The following is a 12184-nucleotide window of genomic DNA, read 5'->3' on the forward strand; positions in this document are numbered from 1 at the left end:
CTCCGACTGCCATTCTAGTTGGTGTAGTCAGCAGGCGCTGCCGCTCTGAAAAGGAAGCGGCAGCGGATCACAGCGTTCATTAATTAACGAGTCTCAATCATGGAAAACCAGTTATTACAGGCGAAGGCAACGCGTCCTCAGTACGATCGCGACAGCCTCAAGGCACGCATTGTTCATTTAGGGTTTGGCGCGTTCCACCGCGCGCACCAGGCGGTGTACACCGATATACTCGCCGCAGAACAGGGCAGCGACTGGGGTTACTGCGAAGTTAACCTGATTGGCGGCGAACAGCAGATCGCCGATCTGAAGGCACAGGATAACCTTTATACCGTAGCAGAGATGTCTGCCGATGCGTGGACAGCGCGCGTGGTCGGCGTCGTCAAAAACGCGCTGCATGCGCAGGTCGACGGGCTGGAAACCGTGTTGGCGGCGCTGTGCGAGCCACAGGTCGCCATTGTTTCCCTGACCATCACCGAGAAAGGGTATTGCCATTCCCCGGCAACAGGACAACTGATGTTCGATCATCCGTTAATCGTTGCCGACCTGCAAAACCCCCATCAGCCGAAATCTGCGCCGGGCGTCGTGGTTGAAGCGTTGGCGCGGCGTAAGGCGGCGGGGCTGCCAGCATTCAGCGTGATGTCATGCGATAACATGCCGGAGAACGGCCACGTGATGCGCAATGTCACCTGCGCCTACGCGCGCGCTGTTGACGGCGAACTGGCCGACTGGATTGAAGCGAACGTCACCTTCCCGTCAACCATGGTGGACCGTATTGTGCCCGCCGTCACGGCTGACACGCTGGATAAAATCGAACAGCTGACCGGCGTACGCGATCCGGCAGGTGTCGCCTGCGAGCCGTTCCGCCAGTGGGTGGTGGAAGATAATTTCGTCGCCGGACGTCCAAAGTGGGAAAAGGCCGGTGCGGAACTGGTTTCTGATGTCATTCCGTTTGAAGAGATGAAGCTGCGAATGCTTAACGGCAGCCACTCGTTCCTGGCCTATCTCGGCTACCTTGCCGGTTATCAGCACATTAACGACTGCATGGAAGATGAACATTATCGCGCAGCCGCGCATGCGCTGATGCTGAAAGAGCAGGCGCCGACTCTGAAAGTGAAGGGGGTGGATTTAGCTCACTATGCTGACCTGTTGATCGCGCGCTACAGCAATCCGGCCCTGCGTCACCGCACCTGGCAAATCGCCATGGACGGTAGCCAGAAATTGCCGCAGCGGATGCTCGATTCCGTGCGCTGGCACCTGGTCCACCAGAAACCCTTCCCGCTGCTGGCCCTCGGTGTGGCGGGCTGGATGCGTTATGTCGGCGGTGTGGATGAGCAGGGTAACCCGATTGAGGTGAGTGACCCGCAGCTGGCGGTGATTCAGGCGGCGGTAAACGGTAGCGCTGAAGGCGAAAGCCGCGTTAATGCGCTGTTGGGCATTGAGGCTATTTTCGGTAACGAGCTGCCGAAGGACGCGGTGTTTGTGGCGTCGGTCATGCAGGCTTATCAGACGTTGCTGCAAAAAGGCGCGAAGGCCACGGTTGCTGAGTACGCCACCCGGCTTTAACGCTATGACATGCCGCCGTCCGCGGCGGCATGTCGGGGCGCAGCTTAGTGCATCCCCAGGCGAATCAGCTCAATCGGTTCGAACTTACCTTCGCATCCTTCCACTTCAACCGTTTTACCACGACGCACCTGCTCGGCATTAAGGCCGTCGCTGTGGATCGCTTTAATCACGCCGAACTGACCTGTGCCGCTAATCATGACGCGGCTGCCAGTGGTGATTGCATTTCGGTTACGGTCGTATGTCATCATGGTATTTTCTCCTCTCGTACTTATCCGCTACGGCGCTAATTCGACGGCTGCCGTTCACGGGGCACTATTAATACGCCTCTCTTTAACGAAATTATTTGCTTTTGATCAAGCTCACACTTTTTTCTTATTTCATGCAGGCGTTGACGGTTCAGGACACCACTTTACAAAGCGGACAGTTATTTTCCTTAATTGATAGTTTCCGGATGCAAGTGTTTAGGCTTTGTTTATATCCACAATGTCATTCTGGAGACAGAAAATAACCCTTCATCGGAAAAGGAGTCAGGCTTATGTATAAGAAAATTTTGATGCCTGTTGACGTGTTTGAAATGGATTTGAGCGATAAAGCGGTACGCCATGCGGTCAACCTCGCGAAGGCGGAAGGCGCGACGATCACCCTGGTCAACATTCTCCCTAACAGCAGCCGTTCATTACTGCGGGGGTTCAATGCCGATATTAAGAAGTTCGAAGAGTATATGACCGCCGAGTCTGATAAGAAGATGAAGGCGCTGAAACGGCTCTTTGATATGTCCCCGGAAAATATTGATTGTGAAGTTCGCTTCGGCAACGTACGCGATGAAATCATCAAGCTCAGCAAAGAGGGGAAATATGACGTTATTGTTATTGGATCAAGAAATCCGAGCATGACAACCCATCTGCTGGGTTCAAATGCTGAAACTATCCTGCGCTACGCCACTATTCCGGTGTTAGTGGTCCGCTAATTACTTCGCCGCAACCGAAAGGGGGCGGCGAGGTTTTATTCTTCGCTGAACCACTCGCGGTTTTCCTGACGAATTAACTGAACTGACTCACTAATTTCCTGAAGGTGAAGCGTCATCGCTTTATCTACGGCTTCCACGTCGCGTTTTTCCAGCGCGCTGAAAATATCATGATGCTGGCGCAGCAACATCTCTGGCGGAGAAACATGGTCGAGGCTCATGTAGCGCACGCGGTCGATGGTCGCTTTGATGTTTTCAACGGTATCCCACGCGAGCTGGCACTCGGCGATCTGCGCCAGTTTCTGGTGAAACTCGTCGTCCAGCTGGAAAAAGTCGTTTAACTGTTTGCGGTCGATGGCGATTCGTTGCTGATGCAGGTTTTGCTCCAGCAGGTAGCACTGGTTATCGTTGATGAGCGACGCGGCGCGACGCACCACGGCGCACTCGATGGCCTGGCGAACAAAACAGCCATTCCGTACCTGCGAAAGCGAAATTTTATTTACATAGCTGCCGCGCTGTGGGCGGATCTGAATAAGTCCGTTTTCTGCGAGTTTAATAAACGCCTCGCGCACGGGCTGACGGGAAACGTCAAAACGTACCGAAACCTCTTTTTCTGAGAGTGGCGTTCCCGGTGGGATCAGGCAGCGAACAATATCACGGCGTAAGATGCGATATATTTGCTGATTAACGGGCTGGGTAGGATTAAGTTGCGATTCAGCGGCCATGGGTTGTGATTTCTCAGAGAGTTAACCTGAACATACTACCATTCTTTTCCCTGCCATCACATACCCGGCCCGCAGGCCGGGAAGGGTGAATTACCCGCGATGCACGCTGAGTCCGGCATAGGTCTGGCTGACGGGCATCATCTCAACCGTGTTGATGTTGACATGCTTCGGCAAATTCGCGACCCACCAGACGGTTTCGGTGATATCTTCCGGCGTCAGCGCATTCGCGTTTTCATAGGTTTTATCCGCTTTCGCGTCATCGCCTTTGAAACGCACGTTGGAGAATTCGGTTCCGCCTACCAGACCCGGTTCAACATCGGTCACGCGGATCGCGGTTCCGTGCAGGTCGGTGCGCAGGTTCAGACTGAACTGGCGGACAAAGGCTTTGGTCGCGCCATAGACGTTGCCGCCCGCGTAAGGCCAGCTTCCGGCGGTGGAACCGATGTTAATGATATGACCACGGTTACGTTCAACCATGCCCGGCAGCACGGCGCGGGTCATGTACACCAGGCCTTTGTTGTTGGTGTCGATCATGTTCTCCCAGTCTTCCACGCTGGCTTTGTGAGCAGGCTCCATACCCAGCGCCAGGCCAGCGTTATTGACCAGCACGTCAATTTCACGCCATTCGGCAGGCAGGTTGGCAATCATCTCTTCAATGGCGGCGCGGTTGCGGACGTCCAGCTGTGCGGTCAGAATGCTGTCACCCAGCTCGTCTTTTAGCTCCTGCAAACGCTCCTGACGACGCCCCGTTGCAATCACTTTGTGTCCGTTGGCGACGAAGCGACGCGTGATGCTTTCACCAAAACCCGCTGTCGCCCCGGTAACTAAAATAATCATCTCACTGTTCCTCAACGCTTTTTGTGTTGTACTAACATAGCACGCTCTCCGGCACGTCGTTAAGGCAACATTTGTATAACGCCATTGCAGGCTGGCGCAGGCTGGCCTACTCTGGGGAGAAATACCGTGCACAGGAGTAAACGATGTCGGTCAACAATCCTTTTTTTGAAATTAGCCTGTTGCCTTATCAGGCGCCACGTTTTGATGCGATCAACGACAGCCATTATCGCCCGGCGTTTGATGAAGCAATGCGCCTGAAGCGTGCAGACATTGACGCGATTATCGCGCAGCGCGCCGCGCCGGACTTCGATAACACCGTGCTGGCGCTGGAAAAGAGCGGGGCCATGCTGTCGCGCGTCAGCAGCGTGTTCTTCGCCATGACGTCCGCACACACTAACGATGATCTTCAGGCACTGGACGAGCAGTTCTCCACCGAACTGGCCGGGCTGGCGAACGATATCTGGCTAAACGATACGCTTTTCGCCCGCGTGGAAGCCGTCTGGCAGGATCGCGAGGCGCTGGATGCCGAATCCCGCCGACTGACGGAGGAGACGTATCAGCACTTTGTTCTTGCGGGCGCGCGTCTGAACGCCGATGAAAAAGCCGAGCTGAAATCTCTGAATACCGAAGCCGCCACCCTGACCAGCCAGTTCAACCAGCGCCTGCTCGCGGCGAATAAGGCGGGAGGGCTGGTGGTGGACGATGTTCGCCAGATTGACGGGCTCAGTGCGGAGGAGATGGCTGCCGCGGCTCACGCTGCCGCAGAAAAAGGGCTGAAGGAGCGCTGGCTGATCCCGCTTTTGAATACCACGCAACAGCCCGCGCTGGCGGCGCTGGCGTTGCGCGAGACCCGTAAAAAGTTGTTCAGCGCGGGCTGGGAACGCACTCAGAATGGCGACGAAAACGATACGCGCGAGCTGATCCGTCGGCTTACCGCGTTACGGGCAAGACAGGCGCAGCTGCTCGGCTTTGACAACTATGCGAGCTGGAGCATTGCCGATCAAATGGCGAAAACGCCGGAAGCCGCGCTCGAATTCATGCGCGGAATAGTGCCTGCGGCGCGCGGCAGGGCTGCGCTGGAGCAGGCGGATATTCAGAAAGTCATCGACGACGAGCAGGGCGGTTTTACGGTGCAGGCCTGGGACTGGGCGTTTTATGCCGAACGCGTGCGCTCAGCGAAATACGCGCTGGATGAGTCGCAGATCAAACCCTATTTCGCGCTCAATACCGTGCTTGAAGATGGCGTATTCTGGACCGCCACGCAGCTGTTCGGTATCCGTTTTGTCGAGCGTTTCGATATTCCGGTTTATCACCCGGATGTTCGCGTGTGGGAGATTTTCGACCACACGGGTGAAGGCATGGCGCTGTTCTACGGCGACTTTTTCGCGCGTGATTCCAAAGCGGGCGGTGCGTGGATGGGGAATTTTGTTGAGCAGTCTTACGAGTTTGCTGCGCGTCCGGTGATTTATAACGTCTGCAACTATCAAAAACCGGCGAACGGGCAGACCGCGCTGATCTCCTGGGATGATGTGATTACCCTGTTCCACGAGTTTGGCCATACCCTGCATGGTCTGTTTGCCAGCCAGCGCTATGCCACGCTTTCAGGCACCAACACGCCGCGTGATTTCGTTGAATTTCCGTCGCAGATCAACGAACACTGGGCCAGCCATCCGCAGGTGTTTGCGCACTTTGCTCGTCATTATCAAACCGGCGAACCGATGCCGGATGCGCTGCGGGAAAAAATGCTCAATGCGACCCAGTTTAACAAGGGTTATGACATGACGGAGCTATTGAGCGCCGCGCTGCTGGATATGAACTGGCACGGCATTCAGGAGCCCGTTGAAGACGTGGAAGCCTTTGAAGCCGCCGCGTTGAAAAAAGAGGGGTTGGATCTTCCAGCCGTACCGCCGCGCTATCGCAGCAGCTATTTCGCCCATATCTTCGGCGGCGGGTACGCGGCGGGGTATTACGCTTACCTGTGGACGCAAATGCTGGCGGACGATGGCTATCAGTGGTTTGTCGAGCAGGGTGGTTTGACCCGCGAAAACGGACAGGCATTCCGCGAGGCGATTTTGTCCCGCGGCAACAGCACTGATCTAGCTGAACTTTACCGGAACTGGCGCGGGCACGATCCGAAGATCGAACCGATGCTGGAGAATCGCGGATTGAGTGCGTAAGGCTTTTTTAGTGTGTAAACAGAACCGGGCGCGAGGCCCGGTTTTTTGTACGCTTTGGTCCGCTTTGTGTCTGAAAGGAACATTGAGACAAGTATAATTACGGGCCATTAGTCGCTTAAAAGAGGGTTACTGAAATAGCATCGCCAGTAACACCAGGAACAGCAGCATGACATAGATTCGTGCGTGCCAAATATCAGGTACAGCAGGTATAACCCGACGGCTAAAAACTATTCCTGCCCAGCCTGTTAGTACCAACATACCTAAAATTTTCAGGTTGATAAAACCGAGAAATCCATTCACAGGAATAGTTTGCCAGCCAATAACTGCATACGTCACGGCACCACATAGCGCGACGGGCAGGGAAAGCGGATTAGAAGCACTAATGCATTCACGCATCGCATAACCATGGCGCCGTAACAGGGGTACCGTCATTACGCTTCCGCCCACGCCAAGCAATGCGGCTATCATACCAATGGTCACTCCGCCGCCCGTTACTACAGGAAATGACAAGCGACGCAGAGAACTTCCTCCGAGAAAACCCTTACGCAACAAACAATCGCTAATTGTTGCCAGCATGTAGAAAATGAACAGCGCGCGAACAACACTCTCACTAAATATTCCTGCCAGACAGGAACCCATGATAGCCCCAATGGCTATAAACCACAGTAACGGGAATAACATTTGCGATGAAAGCTCGCAAGCTCGCCAGTTTCGATAGGTGACCCAGCCCGCGTTAAATATCATCACCGATGTAGAGGTAGCAACGGCGATATGCATGGCGTTTAGTGCCAGTTCGGTCTGCCGTAGCATTAGTTGATAAACGAATGGCACTACGACAAAGCCGCCGCCAAAGCCAAAAAGCACGGTGGTAATACCGGTAGTAAAGCCTGCCAGCGCAATGATTGCGATATCATTCAAAATCATACCCTCGACCTGAAAATGATTTCGCAGCTTATACCGGTAGCGTCCTGCTTCCCATTAGCGCCGCGCTCAATTACCTTTGTAAATCGGTCATAAGGAGACGGGTGTGCGCAACGTAAAGATTGAAGAGGTCGAGCAGCTAGATCGTGAAGTGGTAGCGATAGGCAATGACTATGTGCAGGGATTTATGCTGCCACAGCACAAACATCGCCGCGCGCAGCTGCTATATGGCGCGACCGGATTAATGCATGTCATAACCCAGGATGGAGAGTGGATTGTTCCTCCACAACATGCTGTTTGGATCCCACCCGAAACTATGCACGCCGTCAAATTTGTTGGCGTGACCACTCGCAGTCTGTATATAGAACCAGATTTCGTGAATGCCTTCTTAAAATATCCTCGTTGTGAAGTTATTAGCGTATCGCCATTATTACGTCAGCTATTGCTTGAGTCAGTGGATTTACCGCCACTGTATGAAAGCACGCGTGACCGTGCACTGATAAATCTGATGATATTGGAGCTGGCGGCTATGCCGGTTCGCGAATTCGATATTCCGCAGCCGCGACATCCGGCCCTACTGGCTCTTTGTCAGGCGTTTTTACTCAATCCCTCAATCCATGATCCAGCAGAGCGCTGGGCAAATGCGCTGTTCATGAGCGACAGCACCTTTCGTCGCCATTTCCTTAAGCAAATGGGCATGTCATTTTCTGTCTGGCGCCAACGAGCATGCGTGGTTAGCGCGCTGGCATTGTTGATAACGGGAAAACCCGTAAATGAAGTAGCCTTGACTCTTGGATACGATAATGCATCATCCTTCGCAACGATGTTCCGCCGTGTCACAGGACAGCCACCTTCGTATTATCACCCGGCATTATTCAAAAAGTTCCACGGGACAGGGCACCGATCATAGCGTCAGCTATGTACCAGCTAAAGACGCTGCCACGTCAAATTCTTTAATTCATGAGAAGGGTTAAGGTGTTAAAATCGTAGGCGTTTTGGATCTTAATACTATTAAACAATGATAAATAAAATACTGGTCAGTGCCTGCCTGATGGGCCTTAAAGTCCGTTATAACGGGAAAGAGAAAGCGCAGATGACTCATCAACTTGCTCGCTGGCAACAGGAGCAGCGCCTGGTGATCCACTGCCCTGAGTTGGCTGCGGGGCTACCTGTTCCGAGACCACCCGCTGAGATTATGTCTGCTGAGGGTAAAGACGTAATGCGTGGACAAGCCAGAATAATTGAAAACACCGGAACAGATGTTACCGGGCATTATCAACTTGCAGCCTGGCTGGCTCTGCGAGCAGCACAAGAAGCAGGATGTACTGCTGCTTTGTTAACTGATGGTAGTCCAACGTGCGGAACTCAGTTTATCTACAACGGTTCTTTCAGTAATCAGCGTAAATCGGGTATGGGAGTGGCAGCGTCATTACTCTCCGAGCATGGTATTGCGGTATTTTCAGAAACTCAGTTTGCGGAGCTTGTGAACTGGATTGAAGAAAGGGAATGAACGGTTCTCCAGGATTAACGCCGAGCGGCATCGCTTCCTGGTCATAATGGGTATGCAGCTTATTTTTCCATTTTATGAGCCACCTCGATTAACTCCGCCCCCTGATTCTTCACGTTCCCCACGGCGCGAGTTACAGCATGCCAAATAAACTCGTCGGCGGGTACTGTACCGTCGGCAATAATCTCTTCCGCTTCTTTCCCGCCAACATCCTGTCGCATCCATTCTCTTGCTGCTTCTGGCGACAGAACCAGCGGCCGTCGATCGTGTATATCAATGAGGCCTTTATCCGCAGCAGAGGTCACTATGAGAAATCCCTCGGCTTCATCGCCGCGCTCAAACGGCGTACTGCCGATCGCCGCCATGAATATCGGCTGCCCGTCGGCCCGATGAATAAAATACGGCTGTTTCTTGTCGCCTTCCTTTTTCCATTCGAACCACCCATCGGCAAAGCAGATCGCCCGGCCATGCTGCCAAAGAGGTTTAAACATTCTGCTGGTGGCTGCGGTTTCTACACGCGCGTTAATCAGTGGTGCTTTGTCCCACCATCCAGGCGCGTAGCCCCAGAATACCGGATCGAGGTGCAGTTGTTCGTCACGTTCGCTTAACAGCAGCACTTTGGTACCGGGCGCAACGTTGTAGCGGCCAATGGGTTCAGGGTCATATGCGATATCGCGTTCGCCTTCGTCGGCCAGGTAAGCCAGATATTCTTCACGGGTTTGGGCTTGTGCAAAACGTCCACACATAGAAACCTCCAGTCAGTCAGACTGAAAGTATAGGGCAGGGAGAAAAAGTCGCGCGGGCATGCTTCTGAGATTGAACCGATGCTGGAAAATCGCGGCCTGAATACACAGGGGTATTGTTAGTTGAAAACAGAGCCGGGCTTTGCGCCCGGTTACTCTTGTATCAACCACATATCCGACTCTTCGAACATCTCCTCGAGCATGCGGTTAAGCTTTTCACGGTCGCTTTTGCTGGCGTCGCTGTTCAGGCCGTTCGCTTGCATTGGCTTAACCGTCACGCTGGCATCAGGAAAAATCCGGTGCACGCGTTTTGTCAGCTCGGTCAGGATGATTTCCCTGGCTCCCTCCAGCCCCTGTACGTTTCGCTTGTCATAAACCAGTTCCACAAACATGATTGTTTACCTTATGGATATTACGCATGTGATTCAGCCTGAACGTAAAATACTACTGTATATGGGTACAGTCAAACGGCGTTCAGGCTAAAGCATTGTCCAGAGCAATGCAGACAGCGTTGCCAGTCCGCCCAGAACAACCAGAAACACCGTCACGCCGCGAAGCTCCGCCAGCGAGGGGCGGGTGTATATGAGGTACGCAGGGATAAGGAACAGGATCACCGCGATCAGTGGTCCGCAGAACATTTCAATCAGGCTGAGCACATCCGGATTGGCATAAACAATGCCATAGGTCAGCAGGAACAGCGCCAGAGAGGCCAGCCGCTTGCTGGCGCTGGCCTTTTTGCCGGATACGCTGGCAGCCAGCTGACCAAACGTTTGTGCGACCGACAGGCCTACGCCGAGAAAGGATTTCGTCATACCGATGATAGCGATGAGCGGGGCAATGTGGTAAATCAGGCTGAAATCACCGTTTCCTTTCATCACGGACAGCACATTCAGGTTTTCCGCCTTCGCCCGTACAAAGTTGTCATGCGGGATCCCCAGCACGCAGCTCAGCACGAAAAAGAGGATACTGGCGAAGATGGCTAAATAGGCGATGCGGATCACGAACAGTGCCTTTTTCTCGCCCTCCGCTTTCCTCTCCCGGTAGTAAGAGCTCAGCGGGGAGACCATAGGCGCACAGCAAAACGAGAAGGTAATAAGCGGCAGCGTCAGCCAGATATTTTTCAGCGTTACCGGCAGCGGCGTGGCGTTCATTTCAGCGGCCGTATCGGTCAGGTTAGACAGATGCCATCCCGGGATAAGTGATACGGCGATCAGCAGTACAGATGCCGCGAACGGCAGCGCCAGCGCGCTCATAATGGCCACGACTCTGTCCCGGCCCTTGCTAAGCACCACATAAAGTGCGGCAACCACGATAAACGACAATGGCCCACGGCTGAGGGCGGTAATATGCAGATGCTCCACCAGTAAATTACTCAGCGCATTAATCAGCGCCACCCCGTAAACCAGGGTTACCGGGAAGAAGGTCACACAATAGAACAGGGTGATCAGCTTTTCACCCCGTCCGCTGAAGAAGGAGCCGAAGATCGGCAACGTGCCGTTTTCATTCTTCTCTTCTCGCATATACACACGACAAAGGAGTAAATGGGGGATCAGGGATAACGGCAGCCCCAGCAGGAGCATGACCAGGAAAATAACCGGACCACGGGTGCCGATTTCCACGGGCAGGAACAGCGTTCCCGCCCCGACGGCTGTACCGTAGAGGCCCAGCGTCCAGATGTTATCCTGCCAGTGCCAGTTAGAGCGTGTTGTAATATTAGCTGAGAGAGTGGTGGCTTTATTCATCATATTTACCGCGTTGTTAGAGGAGCGACGACTTATTTAGTTTTTATCTGCCTGTAGTCGTTGCTGCGCCATTACACCACGGGTGGGAGGGGTTTGATTTCGCATACCGTAAACCTTATGTGTATGCCTGCAATAACTATCGTTATTCTTTGACGATGCTTTAACAGGCGGTTAATTAAGAAGGGGATTTGTTAAATTAACGAACAAATAACGACTGACTTTCCCTGCCTGCAAGTCTGTTAATTAAAGAATAAATACCCTGTTTTATTAAGTACCATAAGGCGCCATCATATTGAAGGGGGACTTATTTAATTATTTTATTGGGCGGAGAATTATCCCGTCATGCCTCAAATTAAAAAACAGGATATAGACAATCACGTAACCTGCTCGTAGCTTTCGAACTGTCTTGTAACATAACGCTATCTTTATGGTGGCGAAGGGGCACAAGGCGTCGTATGCCTGCTATTAAACGCCCCATAAAAAAATCCTCTTCTATACTCAGTTACGTTTAGTGAAATATGCCGCCGCTCCACACGTCGCGTTGCCTTAATAGCAGCGGGCAGCAGGGGCATATATCCACGAAAACGCCTTAATAATGGTCAATTTTGCATTTTTAGAGGGGGATTCCTGGTATGTTGCATTCTCAATCCTCGCGGGTCGGTAGCATGTTGCTGCTGCTGACCGCGATAATAGCCTTCGCGGTGGCGCTATACGCCTGGTGGACGCCGCTTACCGGCGTCACTGGCACCATTGGCGCACTGGGCGTGGTCATTGCCAGCGTAGTGCTGGCGATCCTGACCGTTATGCTACGCGCGGCATCGCGTCGCGGGGCGCGCGTTTTCCTGATTATTGTCACCCTGGTGGTGTTGGCGGGTATTGGTTTTGCCGCCGCGCTGCTGCACCAGTACATCATAACGGCAGCCATGGTGGTCGGCCTGATAGGTCTGATTATGCTGAGCAGCCATTCCGCCCGTTACAACCATCGCGTCAGAAGCTGAGGAGCCG

13 protein-coding genes are annotated in these 12184 nt (G+C 53.3%); 6 read left to right on the plus strand and 7 right to left on the minus strand.

Going from position 1 to position 12184, the window contains the following annotated elements; genetic code table 11:
- Positions 1-99 precede the first annotated feature (99 nt).
- On the plus strand, positions 100-1563 hold the full coding sequence (locus ACOTXL_RS00490; protein WP_003857406.1) for a mannitol dehydrogenase family protein: 1464 nt from the start codon (positions 100-102) through the stop codon (positions 1561-1563).
- A 44-nt stretch (positions 1564-1607) separates the two neighbouring features.
- Here the strand turns inward: ACOTXL_RS00490 and ydfZ are convergent, their stop codons facing one another.
- Entirely contained in the window at positions 1608-1811 is a 204-nt protein-coding gene (gene ydfZ, locus ACOTXL_RS00495; RefSeq protein WP_003857405.1) for a putative selenium delivery protein YdfZ, read from the minus strand.
- A 287-nt stretch (positions 1812-2098) separates the two neighbouring features.
- Here ydfZ and ACOTXL_RS00500 point away from each other — a divergent pair, with 287 nt between their 5' ends.
- On the plus strand, positions 2099-2530 hold the full coding sequence (locus ACOTXL_RS00500; protein WP_003857404.1) for a universal stress protein: 432 nt from the start codon (positions 2099-2101) through the stop codon (positions 2528-2530).
- A gap of 35 nt (positions 2531-2565) precedes the next feature.
- On the opposite strand, the gene ACOTXL_RS00505 is transcribed toward ACOTXL_RS00500, so the two are convergent.
- Both ACOTXL_RS00505 and ydfG read right to left on the minus strand, forming a co-directional pair.
- Positions 2566-3252, minus strand: a complete 687-nt coding sequence (locus ACOTXL_RS00505) for a GntR family transcriptional regulator (protein ID WP_003857403.1) — start codon at positions 3250-3252, stop codon at positions 2566-2568.
- A 90-nt stretch (positions 3253-3342) separates the two neighbouring features.
- A complete protein-coding gene (ydfG, locus tag ACOTXL_RS00510) occupies positions 3343-4089 on the minus strand; it encodes a bifunctional NADP-dependent 3-hydroxy acid dehydrogenase/3-hydroxypropionate dehydrogenase YdfG (protein ID WP_015570609.1) in 747 nt (248 codons plus the stop codon).
- A gap of 143 nt (positions 4090-4232) precedes the next feature.
- Between ydfG and dcp the strand changes: the two genes are divergently transcribed.
- Positions 4233-6266, plus strand: a complete 2034-nt coding sequence (dcp, locus tag ACOTXL_RS00515) for a peptidyl-dipeptidase Dcp (RefSeq protein WP_045350646.1) — start codon at positions 4233-4235, stop codon at positions 6264-6266.
- 126 nt (positions 6267-6392) lie between these two features.
- On the opposite strand, the gene ACOTXL_RS00520 is transcribed toward dcp, so the two are convergent.
- The gene (locus tag ACOTXL_RS00520; RefSeq protein WP_032645704.1) at positions 6393-7184 is read right to left on the minus strand and encodes a sulfite exporter TauE/SafE family protein; all 792 of its coding nucleotides are present in this window, start codon (positions 7182-7184) and stop codon (positions 6393-6395) included.
- A 109-nt stretch (positions 7185-7293) separates the two neighbouring features.
- Between ACOTXL_RS00520 and ACOTXL_RS00525 the strand changes: the two genes are divergently transcribed.
- On the plus strand, positions 7294-8097 hold the full coding sequence (locus ACOTXL_RS00525; protein ID WP_045350645.1) for an AraC family transcriptional regulator: 804 nt from the start codon (positions 7294-7296) through the stop codon (positions 8095-8097).
- A 108-nt stretch (positions 8098-8205) separates the two neighbouring features.
- Positions 8206-8697, plus strand: coding sequence for a DUF523 domain-containing protein (locus tag ACOTXL_RS00530; RefSeq protein ID WP_003857394.1), 492 nt, complete (start codon positions 8206-8208; stop codon positions 8695-8697).
- 59 nt (positions 8698-8756) lie between these two features.
- Here the strand turns inward: ACOTXL_RS00530 and ACOTXL_RS00535 are convergent, their stop codons facing one another.
- The 3 genes from ACOTXL_RS00535 to ACOTXL_RS00545 all read right to left on the minus strand — a co-directional run bounded on the left by ACOTXL_RS00535 (position 8757) and on the right by ACOTXL_RS00545 (position 11179).
- The gene (locus ACOTXL_RS00535) at positions 8757-9440 is read right to left on the minus strand and encodes an SOS response-associated peptidase (RefSeq protein WP_003857392.1); all 684 of its coding nucleotides are present in this window, start codon (positions 9438-9440) and stop codon (positions 8757-8759) included.
- Positions 9441-9589: 149 nt separating this feature from the next.
- On the minus strand, positions 9590-9829 hold the full coding sequence (locus tag ACOTXL_RS00540; protein ID WP_045342839.1) for a DinI family protein: 240 nt from the start codon (positions 9827-9829) through the stop codon (positions 9590-9592).
- A gap of 87 nt (positions 9830-9916) precedes the next feature.
- Positions 9917-11179, minus strand: a complete 1263-nt coding sequence (locus ACOTXL_RS00545) for an amino acid permease (protein WP_080336822.1) — start codon at positions 11177-11179, stop codon at positions 9917-9919.
- Positions 11180-11811: 632 nt separating this feature from the next.
- Here ACOTXL_RS00545 and ACOTXL_RS00550 point away from each other — a divergent pair.
- Positions 11812-12177 (plus strand): hypothetical protein, encoded by a 366-nt coding sequence (locus ACOTXL_RS00550; protein ID WP_022651139.1) that lies wholly within the window; start codon positions 11812-11814, stop codon positions 12175-12177.
- The last annotated feature ends 7 nt before the right edge of the window (positions 12178-12184 follow it).

This window comes from Enterobacter cloacae complex sp. IR5402 (assembly GCF_049238125.1).
GTDB classification, from domain to species: domain Bacteria; phylum Pseudomonadota; class Gammaproteobacteria; order Enterobacterales; family Enterobacteriaceae; genus Enterobacter; species Enterobacter hormaechei_C.